At 59.9% G+C, this 17041-nt stretch carries 26 protein-coding genes; 2 read left to right on the top strand and 24 right to left on the bottom strand.

The features are described from left to right. Window positions 1-8: 8 nt before the first annotated feature. Genes ACDC66_RS04750 through ACDC66_RS04715 form a run of 8 tightly spaced genes read right to left on the bottom strand, consistent with a single transcriptional unit; the run spans window position 9 to window position 5148 of the window. Complete coding sequence (locus ACDC66_RS04750; protein ID WP_376695535.1) at window positions 9-1175, bottom strand: MFS transporter; 1167 nt, start codon at window positions 1173-1175, stop codon at window positions 9-11. Window positions 1176-1207: 32 nt separating this feature from the next. Continuing rightward, window positions 1208-1510, bottom strand: coding sequence for a hypothetical protein (locus ACDC66_RS04745; RefSeq protein WP_376695534.1), 303 nt, complete (start codon window positions 1508-1510; stop codon window positions 1208-1210). A gap of 8 nt (window positions 1511-1518) precedes the next feature. Then, entirely contained in the window at window positions 1519-2931 is a 1413-nt protein-coding gene (locus ACDC66_RS04740; RefSeq protein WP_376695533.1) for an amidohydrolase family protein, read from the bottom strand. A 43-nt stretch (window positions 2932-2974) separates the two neighbouring features. Then, window positions 2975-3310, bottom strand: a complete 336-nt coding sequence (locus ACDC66_RS04735) for a DMT family transporter (RefSeq protein WP_376695532.1) — start codon at window positions 3308-3310, stop codon at window positions 2975-2977. 30 nt (window positions 3311-3340) lie between these two features. Beyond that, window positions 3341-3904, bottom strand: a complete 564-nt coding sequence (locus tag ACDC66_RS04730; protein ID WP_376695531.1) for a YbgA family protein — start codon at window positions 3902-3904, stop codon at window positions 3341-3343. Window position 3905: 1 nt separating this feature from the next. Continuing rightward, window positions 3906-4199 carry a hypothetical protein gene (locus ACDC66_RS04725; protein ID WP_376695530.1) on the bottom strand — a complete coding sequence of 98 codons (294 nt, stop codon included), beginning with the start codon at window positions 4197-4199 and terminating at the stop codon, window positions 3906-3908. Next, complete coding sequence (locus ACDC66_RS04720; protein WP_376695529.1) at window positions 4192-4617, bottom strand: PH domain-containing protein; 426 nt, start codon at window positions 4615-4617, stop codon at window positions 4192-4194. The genes ACDC66_RS04725 and ACDC66_RS04720 overlap by 8 nt, the downstream gene beginning before the upstream one ends. Before the next feature lie 6 nt (window positions 4618-4623). Beyond that, window positions 4624-5148, bottom strand: a complete 525-nt coding sequence (locus ACDC66_RS04715) for a cytochrome b (RefSeq protein ID WP_376695528.1) — start codon at window positions 5146-5148, stop codon at window positions 4624-4626. 170 nt (window positions 5149-5318) lie between these two features. On the opposite strand from ACDC66_RS04715, the gene ACDC66_RS04710 reads away from it, so the two are divergent. Beyond that, on the top strand, window positions 5319-6533 hold the full coding sequence (locus tag ACDC66_RS04710; RefSeq protein ID WP_376695527.1) for a putative manganese transporter: 1215 nt from the start codon (window positions 5319-5321) through the stop codon (window positions 6531-6533). 11 nt (window positions 6534-6544) lie between these two features. On the opposite strand, the gene ACDC66_RS04705 is transcribed toward ACDC66_RS04710, so the two are convergent. From ACDC66_RS04705 to ACDC66_RS04670, 8 genes are all read right to left on the bottom strand, one after another. Beyond that, on the bottom strand, window positions 6545-7390 hold the full coding sequence (locus ACDC66_RS04705; RefSeq protein WP_376695526.1) for a cyclase family protein: 846 nt from the start codon (window positions 7388-7390) through the stop codon (window positions 6545-6547). 37 nt (window positions 7391-7427) lie between these two features. After that, entirely contained in the window at window positions 7428-8117 is a 690-nt protein-coding gene (locus ACDC66_RS04700; RefSeq protein WP_376695525.1) for a VIT1/CCC1 transporter family protein, read from the bottom strand. A 159-nt stretch (window positions 8118-8276) separates the two neighbouring features. Continuing rightward, a complete protein-coding gene (locus tag ACDC66_RS04695; protein WP_376695524.1) occupies window positions 8277-8441 on the bottom strand; it encodes a hypothetical protein in 165 nt (54 codons plus the stop codon). Beyond that, window positions 8428-8625, bottom strand: coding sequence for a hypothetical protein (locus ACDC66_RS04690; protein WP_376695523.1), 198 nt, complete (start codon window positions 8623-8625; stop codon window positions 8428-8430). The genes ACDC66_RS04695 and ACDC66_RS04690 overlap by 14 nt, the downstream gene beginning before the upstream one ends. Window positions 8626-8762: 137 nt before the next feature. Then, window positions 8763-9140, bottom strand: coding sequence for a cupin domain-containing protein (locus ACDC66_RS04685; RefSeq protein WP_376695522.1), 378 nt, complete (start codon window positions 9138-9140; stop codon window positions 8763-8765). A gap of 52 nt (window positions 9141-9192) precedes the next feature. Further along, window positions 9193-9639, bottom strand: a complete 447-nt coding sequence (locus ACDC66_RS04680) for a hypothetical protein (RefSeq protein ID WP_376695521.1) — start codon at window positions 9637-9639, stop codon at window positions 9193-9195. Window positions 9640-9758: 119 nt separating this feature from the next. Continuing rightward, window positions 9759-10154 carry a hypothetical protein gene (locus tag ACDC66_RS04675; protein WP_376695520.1) on the bottom strand — a complete coding sequence of 132 codons (396 nt, stop codon included), beginning with the start codon at window positions 10152-10154 and terminating at the stop codon, window positions 9759-9761. A gap of 337 nt (window positions 10155-10491) precedes the next feature. Beyond that, window positions 10492-11001, bottom strand: coding sequence for a DUF2306 domain-containing protein (locus tag ACDC66_RS04670; protein ID WP_376695519.1), 510 nt, complete (start codon window positions 10999-11001; stop codon window positions 10492-10494). A 73-nt stretch (window positions 11002-11074) separates the two neighbouring features. Here ACDC66_RS04670 and ACDC66_RS04665 point away from each other — a divergent pair, with 73 nt between their 5' ends. Further along, window positions 11075-11902 carry a MipA/OmpV family protein gene (locus ACDC66_RS04665; RefSeq protein ID WP_376695518.1) on the top strand — a complete coding sequence of 276 codons (828 nt, stop codon included), beginning with the start codon at window positions 11075-11077 and terminating at the stop codon, window positions 11900-11902. A gap of 96 nt (window positions 11903-11998) precedes the next feature. Here the strand turns inward: ACDC66_RS04665 and ACDC66_RS04660 are convergent, their stop codons facing one another. The 8 genes from ACDC66_RS04660 to ACDC66_RS04625 form a co-directional block, all read right to left on the bottom strand. Then, entirely contained in the window at window positions 11999-12238 is a 240-nt protein-coding gene (locus tag ACDC66_RS04660; RefSeq protein WP_376695517.1) for a TonB family protein, read from the bottom strand. A 195-nt stretch (window positions 12239-12433) separates the two neighbouring features. After that, entirely contained in the window at window positions 12434-12646 is a 213-nt protein-coding gene (locus ACDC66_RS04655) for a hypothetical protein (RefSeq protein WP_376695516.1), read from the bottom strand. A 252-nt stretch (window positions 12647-12898) separates the two neighbouring features. Beyond that, window positions 12899-13576, bottom strand: coding sequence for a hypothetical protein (locus ACDC66_RS04650; RefSeq protein ID WP_376695515.1), 678 nt, complete (start codon window positions 13574-13576; stop codon window positions 12899-12901). 123 nt (window positions 13577-13699) lie between these two features. After that, the gene (locus tag ACDC66_RS04645) at window positions 13700-14323 is read right to left on the bottom strand and encodes a glutathione S-transferase family protein (protein WP_376695514.1); all 624 of its coding nucleotides are present in this window, start codon (window positions 14321-14323) and stop codon (window positions 13700-13702) included. Between the two features lie 152 nt (window positions 14324-14475). Continuing rightward, window positions 14476-14883: a GFA family protein gene (locus ACDC66_RS04640; protein WP_459117382.1), complete on the bottom strand. Its 408-nt coding sequence runs from the start codon at window positions 14881-14883 to the stop codon at window positions 14476-14478. Window positions 14884-14973: 90 nt separating this feature from the next. Next, entirely contained in the window at window positions 14974-15573 is a 600-nt protein-coding gene (locus tag ACDC66_RS04635; RefSeq protein ID WP_376695513.1) for a LysE family translocator, read from the bottom strand. A gap of 488 nt (window positions 15574-16061) precedes the next feature. Next, the gene (locus ACDC66_RS04630) at window positions 16062-16250 is read right to left on the bottom strand and encodes a hypothetical protein (protein WP_376695512.1); all 189 of its coding nucleotides are present in this window, start codon (window positions 16248-16250) and stop codon (window positions 16062-16064) included. A gap of 192 nt (window positions 16251-16442) precedes the next feature. Continuing rightward, window positions 16443-16925: a hypothetical protein gene (locus ACDC66_RS04625; protein ID WP_376695511.1), complete on the bottom strand. Its 483-nt coding sequence runs from the start codon at window positions 16923-16925 to the stop codon at window positions 16443-16445. Window positions 16926-17041 lie beyond the last annotated feature (116 nt).

Raw genomic sequence — 17041 nt, 5'->3', positions numbered from 1 at the left:
ATCCTGCCTCATGCGCTGTCCTCTGGACACGTCGTCGGAAACCAGCGCGATGCCAGCGCCAGCACCACGCCGACCGCCGCGATGACGCAGAAGGCGTCCACGTAGCCCAGGCGAGTCTCGAGGATGCCCAGCAGCGGCGAACCGGCCGCCTGACCCAGCGCGATGGCCAGGAAGGGAATGACCGGGCCAAGCGACGGATGGTGGCGCAGCAGGCGCACGCCCGTGACCAGGTGAATTCCGGTCAGCATCATGTACATCGCCCCGAACAATGCCGCCGAGGCCAGCACGAGGAACAGGGACCCGGGCCAAAGGGCGACGAGCAGCAGGGACATACTCATGACGGCCAGCGCCAGACCCTGGGTCAGGGCGATGCCGATGCGGTCGGCCAGGTCGCTGGCCGCGCCGCCGGCCAGGCCCGACAGGCCCAGGCCCAGCCACAGCCAGGCGCTGGTGCTTTCCGGCAGGTCGCCGACGGACTGGATCAGATCGGGAGCGAAAACCCAGAAGGCCGAACTGGTCAGGCCCATTCCGAAAGCGAACAAGGCGAGTCGGCGCAGCGCCATGCGCCCGGTCGACAGCGAACCGCCACTGTCGGCGGCATACTCGATGCCCGCCGACCTCGGAACGAACCACCAGGCCAGGAGCGCACAGAAAACCGCCACCAGGGCAAAGCCGACGTAGCTACCGCGCCACTGGCTCGCCAGCCACAGCGCGGTCGGCACCGACACGACCACGCCCAGGCTGGTACCGGCGTTCATGATCGCGCCGACGCGGCCGTGAACGGCGGGGGGAACCGCCGCCCGCATGCCGCCCGACAGCGCCGGCATCATCAGGCCCGTGCAGATGCCGCAGGCGAACACGCCGCTGGCCAACGTCCAGGCATTTTGCGACCGGCTCATGACCAGCAGGCCAATCACCCCTAACAGGCAGGCCGTCATCGCCGCACCCCTGGCTCCGAGCCGGTCCACGACGCCGGCGGCAAAGACGCTGGCGAAGCAGAAACTCAGGTAGGGCACGGCGCCGACGCGGCCGATGATCTCCGGAGACAGGCCAAGATCGGCGCGAATCGAGGGCACGTAAAGGCCGAACGCGAAACGCGCCAGGCCGTAGCTCATGGCGATCAGTGCCGCACCCAGCGCGGCATAGCGGGTGGCGTTCAGCGTCCGGCTGCTCACCCTGCCTCAGGCCGCGGCAGTCACTCGACGCATCAAGCCTTCACCGGTTCGAGCAGGTCGACTTCCACTTCCAGCTTTTCGAGCAGGCGGGACTCGCCCGTTTCCAGCGTCGCGTTCATGCGTTGGCGAAGGCGGTGGTACTCGTCGCTGTCATCGCCGGCAACGGCGTGCGTCTTTGCATCGGGCCACTGGGCATAGCCGATATAGCGGCCGTCGCCGGCGCGGTGAAGCGGGGAGCCGCGACTGTCGAAATGCTGCCGGATGTAGCGGGTCAGATCGCGCCAGGCCTCGACGAACTCGTCTTCCCGGCCTGGCTTCAAGATGAATTCAATCAATACACAGATCATTCTTCGGCGTACTCCGTAATGGGTGCCAACGCTCCGGCGCGCATGACATGCGTGATACTGCGGAAAGCCTCGGCCGACTTGGACGGGTCGTCTTCGAGCACGATCAGGTCGGCGAGCTTGCCGGCTTCGAGCGTGCCGAAGTCGTCAAGGCGCCCCATGGCCGCCGCACCGTTTCGCGTGGACATCCTGATGATGTCGCCCTGCGAAATGCCGGCCGACTGCATGGCCTCCATTTCGGCGTAGATCGACGGGCCGTGCAGCGTCAGCGGGTTGCCGGCGTCGGTGCTGGTGACGATCGGCACGCCCGCCTCGAACACGCGCAACAGATTGCGCTGCATGAGCGCTTCCCCGGCGGCGGTTGCTTCCAGGCGGGAAAAGGCGCCTTCCACCACGGCAGGGGACGGCTCGCCGAAAAACTCATCGGCTTCGGCGACGACGCGCCGGGTTTCGGCATCCACGCAACCATTGGGATCATCGATCTCGGGCGCTTCGACACCCAACCGCACGCTGGCCACCGCGCGAGCCCAGTTGCCCGACACGGTCAGCGTGGGCGCATAGAAAGTGCCGTTGGCGCGCATGAGTTCCAGGAACTCTTCGTCAACGGGCTGATCTTCCACGCTGTGCACCAGCATCTGCGCACCGGCACGCAGCGCGGCCTTGGCGTTGCGCAGCTCGGTGGCGTGAACGATCAGCGGCAGGCCGGCTTCTCTGGCGGCTTCGCCGATCAGGCCGATACGCTCGTCCATCGCCTCGCGCTGATTGGCCGGCGAATCCAGATACCAGACCTTGATCGCCTGCGCACCCATATCGACCAGCTGTTCCACACTCTCCCTGGCGGCCTCGTCGGAATCCATCGGCAGGAACGTATCCGTCCCCATCGCGCTCATTACGCCGAAGACCGGCTCGTAGTGGGTGATCAGGGGGCCGGCGGCCTTGTAATGCGGGCGCTGCGGGGGCGCTTCATCCGCCTGGGCGAGCTCCACAGTCCAGGGCAATCCCCCGACGTCGTAGACGGCCGTGATACCCGAACACAGGTACGCGCGATGCCAGCGGCCGGGATCATCGCGCAGCGATCGCTGCAGCGCCTCGTAGTCGTAGTGATCCGTTCCGATACGGCTGTCGGGTCGTCCGTCCAGCCAGCCGGTCTGCGCGTAGTGCACGTGACCGTCGACCAGACCCGGCGTGATGTGGCGTCCCGACAGGTCGACCGTCTCGAACTGCTCGGTGGTCGCGCACTCGACCCGTGAGCCCACGCAGGTAATTCGCCCGTCGGCGACGAGGATCACGCCGTCTTCCAGCGCCGGACCGCGCGTCCCGTCATGGACGGTCGCACCGACCAGCGCCATATCATCGGCTACGGCCGCGCCTGCCGCGAGCGTGGCAATCATCAATATGCAGTATCTGTTCATGATGTCATCCTGCTGTGGGAAAACGCGCCAGGCAAGCCAATACTCAGCCGTTTGCCACCGTGCGCGAAAACACGTTGATCACCACCACCCCGGCAATGATCAGCGCCATTCCGACGATGGCCGGGGCATCCAGCGGCTGGCCGAATACAGCGTAGCCGACCAGCGCGATCAATGCGACGCCGACCCCGGCCCAGATGGCGTAGGCAATGCCGACCGGCAGGGTCTTGAGCGCCAGGCCCAGGAAGAAGAAAGCGATCGTATAGGACACGACCACCACAACTGAAGGCGCCAGCTTCGTGAACCCTTCCGCGCTTTTCAAAAACGAGGTGCCGACCACTTCGGCGACGATCGCGATCGACAGGTACAGCCAGTGGGGCATTGTGGTTCTCCGTTTGCTGCAGACAATTGCCTATTCATCATGCCACCCGAACAGTTCGGTGAGGGCCGTCTGCTCGAGCAGGTAGCGATTGTCCTGGCGAACGGCCTCGTGGCCGACCTCGGCCAGCAGTACAAGCGGCTCGTCCCCGACATCGGCACGCATGCGTTCGGCCCGCTCGGAGACGTGGCCCCACATGTGCTCGACGGCGTTGCGCAATCCACCGGGCCCGGGCGGCTCAGATAGCCAGGCATTCAGCTTTGCGGCCAAGGCTTCGAAGCCGATCCGGCCCTGCGCCACATCCGGACCGGTCTGCCGATAACCGCGTTCGTCGCGCGCAAGGGCTGAGTACTTGTGTTGCCGCCACAACAGCTGAACCGAATCGGGAAGGCGAATCCGGCCTTGTGAACAGCGCGCGCTGTCGTCAAAGTACTGTCGAAGCCTCAGCTCCGCCGCGATTTGCCGACGACGCACCAGGGCCAGCGACGGCCCGAACGGAACTGGTGATGCATCCAGCTCTTGAACCAGACGCGCGGAATCCAGATACGGCGGCAACTCCAGGCGCTCTGGCACGCTGGACGCCCCGCCTTCGGCCATTTCAGGGCTTCCGCCGTAAGGCGCTTAAAGCCACCGCCAGAAACACGATCATCACTGCCGCGACCAGCAGCATGACGGCCCAACCCAGCGTGGACGGCTCACACCATCCCCAGCTACATGAAGAGGTTGATAACAGGCCTGGCACACCGGCGCGATCGAGTACGTGGACGGCAAACATGGGCAGCACCGCGATCAAGCCCAACGGTGTATCGATGTAGTCGGGCCAGATCATCAATGGCAGGAGCAACAGGATATAGACGATCACCAGTCCGGCAATCAGTCCGGCCTTATTCATGCCGGCCGGCGTCGGCACGCAGCCGGTCGAGCTCCTTGATGAACGCCTCGCGATCACGGGGTGAGATGTAGACGGTCTGCCCGGCGCCGTAATCGATGCGGATGCGCTTGAGCGACAAGGCCGGGCTGGCGATGGGATTGGCGCTGGGCTCGACCGACTGAATGGTCGACAGCAGGACACGCCACCGAAACGGACCGCTGCTGATTCGCAGCTCCTTCTCGTCCAGCCGGTACTTCGTATCCACCAGCAACCAGAACGGCAGTCCGACACCAAGCACCGCGGCAATCGGCGCAATCCACCAGGCACTTCGGTCCGCCACCACGATGACTTCCAGGGCGGCCAGCAGCGCCAGGCCCATGGCCGCCAGGAGCGCGGCCAACAACCAGGTATCGATGTGCGACTTGTAGATTTTCTGCATCGTTGACTACCACATCCGTTCGAGCACGTCGGGCTGGGCGGGACGACGCCGGTGCCAGCCAGCGACGATGATATGGCCGACGATCAGAACCAGCAACGTCCAGCCCAGCCAGCCGTGTAGCAGGTTGGCGGGCGCCATCATCCACTCGATCTTCTCGCCCTCGAACCCCGGGAACAGCGGGATACCCAGGGGCTCCCAGGCACGGCCCGATCCATACTGGCGCAGCAATGCCAGGGACGGGATCACCAGCACCAGCAGGTAGAGCAGCACATGCCCGGCAGTGGCCAGGCGGTTGACCGAGGGCGGTCGCATGCGCAGGTGGGCCAGCGCCCACACGGCCCGAACGACCATCAGCAGCAGCAGAATCAGGCCGATCGGCTTGTGCGAGGGCCAGAAGAAGGCCTCGATGGCCGTGTCGTCGAACAGGGCATGCGAGGTGGCCGACAGAAACTGCCAGGCCAGCAGCAGGGCCATGCCCCAGTGCAGAAAACGACTAACGGTGCCGTACGTTTCATGGTTGTCGCGGATCATTCCTGCTCCTTATCAATATCGACGGTTCGGTGCCGACGCAACCGCTGCAAGTTTCCGGACGACGGGCCTTCGGTCCCGCATCGGCAAAAAGGCAATTGCATCGGCGCTGCCGTTGCCCTATTTTTGATCGTAAACGATTAGAATTTAGTGATTTGAACGGAACCGATTCCATGACCGCGTTCATCCTGGCCGCCAAACGCGGGCTCAACGATCTCCAGCTGTGGAGCCGGAAGTCGCTGTCGTGGCGCGTGCTGATCCCGTTCACCCTGCTCGGCCTGGGCCTGCTGTTCCCGGAGTCCGGCCAGATCATGGTCGCCACCATCAGCGAAGCGTATCTTCAGGTCAGTGTCTTTGTCGCTTTCACGCTGGCGCTGATCTACGGCGCCGAACGCCTGTTCAACTTCGACATGGCCGGGTTCCTGGCCGGTCATCCGCGCGCCCAGGTGCCCGTGGCGGCTTTCCTCGGCGCGCTACCGGGCTGCGGCGGCGCCATCGTGGTGGTAACCCAGTACGTTAACGGTCACGTCGGTTTCGGCGCGCTGATCGCGGTGCTCACCGCCACCATGGGCGACGCCGCGTTCCTGCTGCTGGCGCGCGAGCCGATGACCGGGCTGATGGTATTCGGCCTCGGCCTGGTGGTCGGCACCATCAGCGGCTACCTGCTGGAAGGCATCCACGGCCGTGAGTTCATGCGGCAGCAATCCCTGACCTCGCCCGAGGAGGCAAAGCGAAGGGCGGCAGCGGGCCGCCATCGGCCGCTCACGATCAAGGCCCTGCATCCGGTCTGGGTGGCACTGATGCTGCCGGGCGTGGTCTTCGCCGTGCCCATCGCCATGCAGATCGATCCGAACACCTGGTTCGGCAACCTGGCCGTCTACCAGCCGGTCACGCTGCTGGGATTTGCCGGGGGCGTGCTCGCACTGATGATGTGGGCGGCTCATCTGTCGTCCGACCCCGGGCACCAGTACACCGCGGCCAACCCCAATGACCTGGCCGAGCCGCAACCCACGCCCACCTCGCGCGTGATCAACGACACCAATTTCGTCACCGTCTGGGTCATCGCCGCTTTCCTGTTGTTCGAGCTCGGCGTACATTTCACCGGCGCGGATCTCAACAGCTGGTTCGTCGTTTGGGCGCCCCTGACGCCGCTGATTGCCGCGCTGGTCGGTTTCCTGCCCGGATGCGGCCCGCAGATCATCGTCACCACGCTCTACCTCACCGGCGCGATTCCGATGGCCGCGCTATTTGCCAACGCCATCAGCAACGACGGCGATGCCCTGTTCCCGGCCATCGCCCTGGCGCCAAAAGCCGCCATCGTGGCCACGCTGTATACCGGCATCCCCGCGTTGATCGTCGGCTACGGCGCCTACTTCCTGCTGGGTTGAGGCTCAGGCCGTCACGAACTTGCCGAAGGAATGAACGCCACGATGCGCAGCGGCCCGCCACTGCCGCCGGCGATCTTCATCGGCAGCGCTACAACAAAGCTGCCCGCAGGCGGCAACTCGGCCAGGTTGGCAATATTCTCGAAGCCCGGGATGTTCTGCTTGTAGAGAATCACGTGCGAGCGGAATTCCTTCGACTGGCCGTAGTCGATGCTGGGCGTGTCCAGCCCGAGGGCGGCGATGTCGCGATGATCGACCAGCCACTGGGCCGCTTCCGGATCGAGGCCGGGAAAATGCAGTTCGGCAACGGCTTCCGGGCCGGTCTTGTCGGTGCCCAGGTAAGCGGCACGGTCGTCGTAACGCTCACCCCATCCGGTGTTCACCAGCACGATAGCGCCTTCGGGTAGCCGGCCGTGTTCGGCCTCCCAGGCCTGGAAGTCATCCACCGATATCAGGTAGTCGGAATGGGCCTGTTCAGATACGTCGAGCACGGCCGCCGGCCCGATCAGGCGGTCGAGCGGGATCTCGTCGGACGTCTGTCGGTCTTCGGCAAAGTGAATTGGCGCATCGAGGTGCGTCCCGCCATGCTCGGCCATGGAAAAACGGTAGGAGGAATAAAACCAGCCCCCTTCGGTATGACCATGGGCCAGCTCCTCCATCTCGAATCCGCGGGTATCGGTCGGCCAGTAGATCGAGTTTTCATCGAAAGCGTGGGTCAGGTCGATCCACTCACCTGCATCGCCGTCGAAAACAGCGGCGATGGTTGCGGTCGTATCGGAACCAGCACCGCGGGCCGGCACGATTACCGCGCCGATGGCCAGCAGCGTCACCAGCGAAATCCAGAGTCTTGCAGTCAGCATTTCATTCCTCCTTGGGCGTAGATCGGATACCGGTTTTTCAGGATTCAACGCCGAACAGGCGCCCCACACCCGCTGTCAGCGCCATCGCCAGGCTCCCCCAGAAGGCAACCCGTACCGCGCCGATCAGCATGGACGCGCCGCCGGTGCGGGCGGCCAGGGCGCCCAGTGCCGCGAGCAGCGGCAGGCAGGCACCGGCGACCATGGGGATGACCAGCGACAGGGGAGACAGCCAGGCCACCGCCAGCGGCAATCCCGCCCCGATGGCGAAGGTGGCCGCCGAAGACAACGCGGCCAGTGTGGGTCGGGCGCTGGTGGCTTCCGAGATGCCGATTTCGTCGCGGGCGTGGGCGCCCAGCGCGTCGTGATCCATCAGCTGACGGGCCACGTTCTCGGCCAGGTCCGGATCCAGCCCCCTCGATTGGTAGATTTCGGCCAGCTCTTCCAGTTCGGCCTGGGGGTTTTCTTCGATCGACCGGCGCTCGACTTCCAGGTCGGCTTTCTCCGTATCCGACTGCGAGCTGACCGAGACGTACTCCGCCGCCGCCATCGACATGGCGCCGGCCATCAGTCCGGCCACGCCGGCAATCAGGATGTTTTCGTGCGAGGCGCTGGCGGCGGCCACGCCGATGATCAGGCTGGAAGTCGACACGATACCGTCGTTGGCGCCCATGACGGCGGCGCGCAGCCACACTGTGCGGTGAACGCGATGGGGTTCATGAATGGTCACTCGATTTTCCGTTACCCGATTTCCGGTCAGACCCTGTCGAGGATAGCGCAGGACGACCGACCGCGCCCGCGCATCCTTTCGGCTGCCTTCGTCCAAGAGGTCGGGCAGCACATAGCGCCGCAACGAAGATGGCCCAGACCCGTTTCGTTCAACATGGAATCACTTTTTGAGCCGGGAAGCATAGATCAACCAGCCAATACCCGCGATCATCAGTGCCAGGGGAATCGCGCCGGGCTCGCTGTCGGCGATTATCTTGGTGATCGCCAGCACCAGTCCGAGAAGGACAAGGGCCAGCGCCAGTCTTTTGTGACTACCCGCGTTCACGGGAAGACGTTTGCGCTGCCGCTTGGCGAAACGGCAGCATGGCCGTAATCCAGAGAACGACAAAGAAGCCGTTGATGCCCAGCAGCTCGGCGGGCCCACCGGCCGGCCCGCCCCAGCCACCCGGGATGGCCGCGATGGCGATCAGCCCCTGCGCCACTGCGGCCGCAGCCGTGGCGCGCGCCATGCCGTGTCTCCGAAGTGGACCTCACCGATCGCTTTCGCCCGGAAACCATCCCGGGCGAAAGCGAAACCATATCGGAAATATACCCGGCTATTCGGGCGGCCGGATGGCCGGCCTGTAGCAATTTTGTGGCGGGGCAGCTAACCGGAACAACTGTCCAGCTGCTGCTCGATGGGCACCGTCTTCTCGGTCACCCTGTCTCCCGTGTGCTCGGTACTGTCCGGCTCGAACAGCGCGATCAGGCATTCATCCTCGCACACCGGGTTGTGCATCACGCCCCTGGGAACGACATGGCAATCGCCCTCAGCCAGGTCGACGTGCGGGCGGTCTTCGTATTCGATGCGAAGACTGCCGGCCAGAACCAGGAACATCTCGTCCTCGTCGTCATGCTTGTGCCAGGCCAGCTCTCCCTTGACCTTGGCAACCTTCACGAACTGCTTGTTGAGCCGGGCCACGACTCGCGGCGTCCAGTAGTCTTCCAGATGCTCAGCTTCTTTGCGGAGGTTCAATGCGCTCATCCGTTCTCCAGGAACTCTTCAGTAATGGTTAGCCGTGGTCAATGGCGGGCGATCAGGCGCCTCCGCCGCCGCCCGGTCCCGGACTCGCCGTGCTGTTGGTGAACAGGTTGTCGGTCCAGCCCAAAAGGCGCAGCGTGCTGGTCGAAATCAGGCCAAACAGACAGATGAGCCCGACGTCCATTCCATCGCCAAATAGCGTCGGCAAAATTTCCGGCTTGAAACTCTTCAGCGCCATGATGCCGGCGCTGGCCGAAAGTAAAGGCATTGCTCCAGCGCCCATGAATACATAGCAGAGGATGCGCTCAGCGCCGGTGGGCAGACGATTGTTTCCCTTCAACAAACCCGAACCGGAAGCAATCCAGTCGATCACACCCCACGGAACCAGCACGACCAGGACGAGTGGCCACGCGCCGGCATCTGCACTGTCGGCTGAGCTCAACACCCATCCCCATAGAATCGTGATGGGCAACAACGCCGTAAGCTGATACTTATTGATCACTGGGAAATCCCTGCTTGTCGGGAGGCTGCTTCATCCATAGGGCAAGCCTCCAGATAAGTCTCAAGATGATAATTGTTAACCACCGAAGTTCAACGGGGCCCCGCCAATCGAGTGCACTATCAGAAAGCATACTCGAGTACCACCAAGGCTATTACAACCAGGATCCACATCCAGGCTGGAACGGCAATCAGCCATTCGAGGCGGAGTTCATCAGCCTTAGGCAATGTGCCGGTGTATTGTGCGAAAACCCCCGGAAATATCGCTGCGGAGAAGGCTACGCCCGAAACAAAAAAGATCAGAATCCCCCTGAACGGAAAGAATGGGGCATTCAGAACCCGGCCCGCTTCCCCGCTCAGGATCACAGCCACGCTTGCCAATAGCAAAAGCACCGCAAGTAGTGAAAATACGTTCCATCCACCGGGTTTACTTATCGTGAGGCCGTACTCGCGAATGTAGAGGCCAAATAGAGACAACGGCGGGCCGACTAACAGCATTAAGGCAATGGCGGTTTTCATGATGGAGCACTTACCAATGCAGCGGTCATCGGCGGCTGACGGCGAACATACACTTCTTCATTTCTCGCTCGCACGTTGAGCTAATGACCGCAAGAGCGGCCGACCACAAAGGGGGCCGCTCCCGCACAACCGAAGTGTTTGCGATTTTGAAGATCAATCCCTCTTTTGAATCTGTCCAGTTTGGCTAGTCGCTCGGTAAATTCACACGCATCAAAGTCGAGAGGGAAAAAGGTATCGCTTTTCAGCGCCGAGCTCGAGGATATACTGCCGGAAGCTGCTCTCGTATTCTGTGCCTGAAAATGCCAAGTGCACTCGAAAGGCCCCTTGAAGTTGGGCTTCAACCGCGAGCGGAGTGTGTGGGCTGCGAGCCCCCGCCAAGGTTACGCCTGCCCGGGACAAGCGCAGCAAGGATCTTTGGAACCCGAGTGTGGATGAGCGCGCCTCCGATCAGTACGATCAAAATTGATGGCAGCCCTACCGCGAACCATGTTGGGAGGCTAGTTGACATTGTTGCAATCTGGGCCAGACCTGCTGCCACCAGGCCTACGTAAGACCAACTCATGAAATAGGCATGAAGTTGAAGCCACGAGGGCGCTGGCCGGCGCAGGAAGGCTGGAACGAATCCACAGATCAGCGTGGTGACACTAACGACCGCAAGGATATGAAACGGCCCGACACCGGCGGAGTCTTCGTAGACAGAAAGCGCAGTTACATTCATCGCGATCAAGAATGCCGCGTAAAAATAGCCGAGAATTCGATGCCTTGTATCACCTTTTCGTCGAAAGAAAACTGTAGCACCGACGACCAGGGCTGCTATCGCGAAGACTACATGAAGTATCCCGATCATTTGATTGAAGCTTCACTCAGAATTCACAGATCCTGAATGATAATAGATCAATATAAACTGGTGTGGAATCTAAGTGAAAACATTTACAGGCTTACTTTCGTCAGTGTTCATGCTTGCGTTCGTCTTGCAAACCGCATTAGCACAGGACGAAAAGACAGCTTTGGTGCCCTTGCCCTCGATCGACGATTTCACGAAGGGCGAGGATGGCTGGGCCTTCGGGCTTGGCCTTGGTGTTGAATACGAATCAGCCTACGAAGGGTCGGACGAATTCGGCTTCGAAGTCCAGCCCGCTGGTGCGGTGCAATGGCGAACAGGCGATAACATTTTCTATTTCGCCGGTGAGGCGCTGGGCTGGCGCGGTCTTCGTGCCGATACGTGGTTCTTCGACGCCGCCGTGGCCTTCGACGAGGGCCGTGAAGAAAACGATTCCGATGACGGTCGCCTGGATGGACTCGGCGATTCGGATGAGGGCATCGAAGTCGTGCTGCAAGCGCGCCGCGCGTTCAGTGCTGATTGGCGTTACTGGCTGGATGGCCGAGTCATAACCGGCGAGAACGGGAACCTCGGTATTTTCGGGGTGGGGCGCCGCTTCGGCGAACGCAGGGACGGAAGCGGTTCTGAAATCGGAGTCGTTGCGGTTTTTCACGACAGCGAACGTGCCAATCGGGATTTCGGAATCAATGCAATGCAGTCAGCTACATCGGGACTGAATCAAACCGATCTGAGTGGCGGATTCCGCTCGCTCGGGGCCAATTACAGTTATCGTAACTACATCAGCGAGAATTGGCAGATTTTCGGTGAAGCGCTCTATGAGCGTTATTTTGGAGACATCAAGGATAGCCCAATCACTCGCAGCAACTACGAAGCCGAAGTAGGCATCGGGTTCATTTACGTATTCTAGACCGCCCAACGATTTAGCCAAGCGGCGCGCGTAAGCGCGTCCGATGGAGGCCCGTCAGTGCTGGAACAGACTTGAGCGAGTTGTTAAAGGAAGAACCTATTCGGAGCATGCACCTTTGCCAAGATCGAATTTGAACAGCTTCTCGAGCTTGGTTCCCGGCGCTGTATCAATCGACCAACGAGCAAGGGCATCCAGAACGACCTGCTCGAAAACGCCACTGGGCGTGGCGCGTAGGATCTTCACGTTCTCGGCCTCGAGAGACTCCGAAACAGTAAATTGAGCCAGGACTTCCCCTTCCAGGCACTCAATCGCGGCGTGGCGCGGGTAGTTGGGCATGGGCCGCTCCTCGGAGTAGTCAAGATCAATCTCGCCGGCCGACAGGGAAGCACAAGTAAGTCCGAGGGTGCATATCATCATGGTTTGAGCGACGAAATATCTGATTGTCGTCTCCTATAACGATTCATCTAGGCAGCGCGCCTTGAGCGCTTCCGACAAGGGCCCGACAGGGCCAGTACCTACTTTAACGATTTGTTAGATGTCATTGCGATCCCACACAACGAATGCTTTATTCTCCGCACAGGTCATTGCCTCAATTACCTTGTCATTATCAAAGCCCTTTAGATTTTGGAAAAAACAGAGCATGGACTCACCGTGGTCCGTTGCGGCGGGAAAGTAGAAGTTCCCATCAGGATGTTCGAATTTCCAGAAGACATCCTCTCTGAGGGGTCCCTGATCGTTGGTCACGATAGTAATTCTTTGAAGCAATTTCGGGTCCCGAATCTCAGGCGTAGTGAACCTGGATCGCAGTATAAAGCCACGGTCAGTTATTTCATCTAGCCAGGGACCAGTCGGATTGAATTCGCTACCAGCTCCCAATATTCTGTTTAGCAGTTTGCCGAGCATGCGATATAAGGTCTTAGCTACCCGGCGCGCCTCTGGCGCGTCCGGTGGGGGCCCGACAGGGCCGGAACGTACCTGAGTGGCTTGTTATACTTCTCATTGCTCGTCGGGCTGAACAATCAGCCCTCTCTCCGGCGTCAAAACGAGGCCATGCCGGGCAAGAACCGCCCCAATCCGGTCGGTCTCCTGCAGAATGCGTTCGTACACCCATTCATAATGGTCCTTCTTTGCAAGCAACTCGCGCCCTCGCTCTTCGCCCAGAAACTCCGCCAGTCCGTCCAATTCCTGCCAGTTTACGATCAGGTGCAGGTACGTGCTTTCCTCGGAGCGTGTCCCGATCTCCCGGTGGGGGGGCGGATTCGGGTACATCCGCCGAAGCTCCTCGATAGCCGCCTCCTCCGCCGAATCGCGGGTAACAATGAACCAGTGCGCCTGTTCGTGCAGAAAGTCCGAAAGTTGCCAGTCGTCACGGTTAAGATCGCTGGTGTTAAGTGTCAGCACGGGGTGGCTGTGTGGAAGCTCCGTCGCATCGATCAAAATCTCGCGCGTGAAGATCCAGTCGTCAAGGCCGTACTTGGTCAGAAGCCGCCGGATCTGCTTTTTAGCCTGGGCTTCCTCCGGTGTGCCATTTTTCAGGTTGATTTCTATGGCGGCCTCGGTAACCGGCTCAGTACCAGATTCACCGGGGATCTCCGCCCGCGTGAGCGATACCGGAGCGATCCACACCACCCCCAAGATGAGTGCGAAAAAGAAAGATTTGGTGATAATTCTCATTGTTTGCCTGTGATCTCAAGCGGTATAACGCTTCACTTAACTGCCGGAATAAAGCTGCATAGGGAAGCGGTGGTGTTTCGCCAATATTAACCCTGTGAAAAAGCAACTCTTGGGTATGGGCGGTCAGTCTGCCGCTGCAAAATGCGCGAGTTGGTCTGCATGAGCCTTCTTAAATGAGGAACGCTCTGTAATCCGCGTCACATAGGACTCTGTCGCCGGCCGATCTCCGAATGAGCGAAGTTTCGCGACGCGAAGGACATCGGTCATTAGCAGGTCTGCGGCCGTAAAACGGTCTGCCACCAGCCATTCCCGCTCTCTTAGTATGCTCTCCATGCGATCGAGGCGGCTTTCCAGCCAGTCGGTAAGATGATTGTCTTTTACTCCGGTCACTTCCAAGAACCACCAAGGTACCGTAACCATCTCGATCGAGTTGAGCGCGGCGATCGTCCATTGCAACGTTTGAGCTTCCCCGAGAGGATCGCGCGGCATCAGTCTTTCACTTTTTCGTGCCAGATGCAGCACCCCTGCACCACTCTCGAATATTTCAAGCTCGCCATCGCTTAGAAACGGGACCTGCCTGAATGGTTGATGCGCTAAATGACAGGGTCCACGGTCGTTGAAAGGGACTGTTCGCACGGAATAGGCAAGCCCCGCTTCCTCACACGCCCATCTCAGTCGTATATCGCGCACAAACCCGCGGGGACCTTCAGGCACCCAATCATATGTCCAGACGATCAGTTCGCTCATACTTCTAAATTTCGATGTTCAGCCATCCTGTCAAGGCACTCGGCGGCTTAGGGTCGACTTCGGTCGTGCAGGGTCGAGCTACGATTTAGCTGAGCGGCGCACTTTAGCGCGTCTGGTGGAGGCCGAAGGCCGGAACGAACTTGAGAGGCTTGCTATGTTGCATGGGTGACATCGGCAGGATGGTTGATTCCATCGTGTACTTGGACATTGTGGATTTTGAACGGGTTAACGCCCTCCAGGCAACCAACATTGAACCCATACTCCTCCGGATTAGATCGTCGCAGATGATGCGTGTAGATTCCACAGACCGAGCAAAAGAAATGACGTGCTACTTTGGTGTTGAATTGATACTCGCGCAGAAACTCCGCACCCTCTACGATTGTTAGTCCAGACAAGGGAACAGAGGCAACGATAGCTCCTTTTCTCCGACAGATCGAGCAGTCACAGCGACGGGGATTCTCTATTCCGTTCGGCAGCTCGAGCTCGAGCACAACTGCCCCACAATGGCAGGAAGCCCGGTGCGGATTTGTAATTTCGGTCCCATCGACTTCCTTAGTCACTGGCAACTGTCTCCTGCAACATAACGTAAGCGCTGAGCCGCGGTGAAGCCGTCAGATCCAGCACATTGCTGGGCCGTGATGCTACCGGCCTCACTGCATGAACACCCAGAGCACAGCACCGACCATAGCGACTGCGAACGTGACACGCATGATTCGCGCTTGGCGAGGCCGCTTAAAGAGAGGCCCGATTACCCCACCAAAGCACAGCCACGCGAAGTCCACTGCGGCTGCGACTAGCAGGCAAATAATGGCCGTGGTAACGAAAGCCGCGGCCTGCTGCGGGAACGGCAGCAGAAACTGCGAGAACAAGGCCACGAACGCAGCGTACGCTTTGGGATTCAGCAGGTTGAGGATGAAGCCATCTAGAAAACGCGGCGCGGATTGCCCGCTTTTGGCACCCGTGTGCACCACCGGAGCCGTGGCGATCTTCAGGGCCACGTAACAAATGTATACGCCCCCAAGCACTTGCACGACCAGGCGGGCGGCTGGATACGCTTGAAATAAGGCTGCCAAGCCGGCTGTAGCGCCGATGATGGCGACGGACAGGCCGGCAAGGATACCTAGGAGGAAAGGGAGGCCGCGCCGGACCCCGAACGCCGCACTTGTACCAGCAAGTGCGAGGGGGGCAGGGCCTGGTGAGCCGAGCAAGAGAGCGGTCGCCGAAACCAGCGCGATTATTGCTTCAGTCATTCTTGTCCTTATGTGCCTGCGCCACGTCCTCAATCGGCCTAACGCCGGCCATAAGGGCGCCCTGACAAGGGCGTTCCGCGGAGGGCCATCGGCCTGGAACAGACTTAATGTTTTTGGTAATTTGCAGCGCCACGCCGACTACGACCATGCGATTATTTCCTGCGGCGTGTACGCCACAACCCCCACCCGCCAACAATGAGAAGGAAAAGATTTGCCAGTAGTGACGCTCTCCAAAACTGAATGCTAGCGGATTGCTGCTCCAATATTTCTGGCGTTGCATCCTGATAAGGAAGGGAGGCTCCAGATAATTCCAGGAAGCTGAAAAAAGCTCCTAAAAGCCCAACTACAACGAAAATGAAGCTCCCTACTCGCATGCTATTTTTGTAATTTAACGTTTAGCTAAGCGGCGCCCGTAAGCGCGTCCGGTGGAGGGCCGACACGCCCGGAACGTACTTGAGCGACTTGTTAGGCACCGTTATGACCTTTACCTACTTGGGATATGCAGCCCTTCTAATTTGCGCCAGCCCTATGGCCATAAACACCATCCAGACGACGTAGAGCGGCAACCAGAGAGCAAGACTTGCATTTTCAGTTAGGCTGGCCACAAGGATATGTATCAGCGCCGTAACTACTACGCCGACTGAGCCTAGGATAAAAAGCGCGGGAATGTTTTTCATGATATTTTCTCCGTGTAATTTCTAAGTTGGCTTGGTATTTTAAAACCGCATGCGGAACTTAGAGGAGCCTAACCAATTTGCTAAGCGGCGCGGCCAAGGAACCAGCCCGGCTTTGCCGGCCCGGAAGTTAGCCCGCGTCCGCTTGAGCTATTTGTTAGAAGCCCTGGATTCATACCAATGGCACTCGCTCGGTCACTTTGTGCATCCCTGGACGCTACTACCATGCCGAACCCGAATAATGGACTTATTTCTTATCTCGTAATCTACGGTGATGCCGATGAGCGGGTACGTGCTAGATTGAATGCACAATCCCTTTTTCTGCATCATGCTTCCGGGAAAGAGTTCCGAGACCCTTGTCTGAAACGCCGCATCACTGTGCGAGTACCATCTAGCAATGATGTTATTAATCATCATCTTATTTACGTCCAACCCTACATCGGCTGCTGACATGCATCCGGGATCGTCAAACGTAATAACACCCATCTTTCCTTTGAGCGTTCCGTGGAAATAGGTACTTTCCGGGTCAGTGATTTGCGTGTACCAGCACTGATCGCCGCGATCATTCTGAATATAGCCTTTCGGCTGAAACCCGTCACCAGCAAAAGCGGCCTGGGCCAGGACAATGGCGGCACCGACCACGCTTGAGGCACCAAAATAACTGCTCAACTTCATCATAGTTCTCCAATAAGCTTCTAACGTCTGAGCTAAGCGGCGCGGCTTTAGCCGCGTCCGGTGGAGGCCCGAAGGGCCGGAACATACTTGAGCGATTTGTTATGCATTAGCCCTCTAGA

Source organism: Wenzhouxiangella psychrophila, assembly GCF_042310375.1.
GTDB lineage: Bacteria > Pseudomonadota > Gammaproteobacteria > Xanthomonadales > Wenzhouxiangellaceae > Wenzhouxiangella.
Note: the sequence above shows the minus strand (reverse complement) of the source record. Positions and strands in the feature narration are given on the sequence as shown.

Excerpts from the sequence above, each read along its gene's own strand:
- ACDC66_RS04740 (WP_376695533.1), bottom strand. The coding sequence starts at position 2,931 with ATGAACAGATACTGCATATTGATGATTGCCACGCTCGCGGCAGGCGCG.
- ACDC66_RS04735 (WP_376695532.1), bottom strand. The coding sequence starts at position 3,310 with ATGCCCCACTGGCTGTACCTGTCGATCGCGATCGTCGCCGAAGTGGTC.
- ACDC66_RS04730 (WP_376695531.1), bottom strand. The coding sequence starts at position 3,904 with ATGGCCGAAGGCGGGGCGTCCAGCGTGCCAGAGCGCCTGGAGTTGCCG.
- ACDC66_RS04725 (WP_376695530.1), bottom strand. The coding sequence starts at position 4,199 with ATGAATAAGGCCGGACTGATTGCCGGACTGGTGATCGTCTATATCCTG.
- ACDC66_RS04720 (WP_376695529.1), bottom strand. The coding sequence starts at position 4,617 with ATGCAGAAAATCTACAAGTCGCACATCGATACCTGGTTGTTGGCCGCG.
- ACDC66_RS04715 (WP_376695528.1), bottom strand. The coding sequence starts at position 5,148 with ATGATCCGCGACAACCATGAAACGTACGGCACCGTTAGTCGTTTTCTG.
- ACDC66_RS04710 (WP_376695527.1), top strand. The coding sequence starts at position 5,319 with ATGACCGCGTTCATCCTGGCCGCCAAACGCGGGCTCAACGATCTCCAG.
- ACDC66_RS04705 (WP_376695526.1), bottom strand. The coding sequence starts at position 7,390 with ATGCTGACTGCAAGACTCTGGATTTCGCTGGTGACGCTGCTGGCCATC.
- ACDC66_RS04690 (WP_376695523.1), bottom strand. The coding sequence starts at position 8,625 with ATGGCGCGCGCCACGGCTGCGGCCGCAGTGGCGCAGGGGCTGATCGCC.
- ACDC66_RS04685 (WP_376695522.1), bottom strand. The coding sequence starts at position 9,140 with ATGAGCGCATTGAACCTCCGCAAAGAAGCTGAGCATCTGGAAGACTAC.
- ACDC66_RS04675 (WP_376695520.1), bottom strand. The coding sequence starts at position 10,154 with ATGAAAACCGCCATTGCCTTAATGCTGTTAGTCGGCCCGCCGTTGTCT.
- ACDC66_RS04670 (WP_376695519.1), bottom strand. The coding sequence starts at position 11,001 with ATGATCGGGATACTTCATGTAGTCTTCGCGATAGCAGCCCTGGTCGTC.
- ACDC66_RS04660 (WP_376695517.1), bottom strand. The coding sequence starts at position 12,238 with ATGCCCAACTACCCGCGCCACGCCGCGATTGAGTGCCTGGAAGGGGAA.
- ACDC66_RS04650 (WP_376695515.1), bottom strand. The coding sequence starts at position 13,576 with ATGAGAATTATCACCAAATCTTTCTTTTTCGCACTCATCTTGGGGGTG.
- ACDC66_RS04645 (WP_376695514.1), bottom strand. The coding sequence starts at position 14,323 with ATGAGCGAACTGATCGTCTGGACATATGATTGGGTGCCTGAAGGTCCC.
- ACDC66_RS04635 (WP_376695513.1), bottom strand. The coding sequence starts at position 15,573 with ATGACTGAAGCAATAATCGCGCTGGTTTCGGCGACCGCTCTCTTGCTC.
- ACDC66_RS04630 (WP_376695512.1), bottom strand. The coding sequence starts at position 16,250 with ATGAAAAACATTCCCGCGCTTTTTATCCTAGGCTCAGTCGGCGTAGTA.
- ACDC66_RS04625 (WP_376695511.1), bottom strand. The coding sequence starts at position 16,925 with ATGATGAAGTTGAGCAGTTATTTTGGTGCCTCAAGCGTGGTCGGTGCC.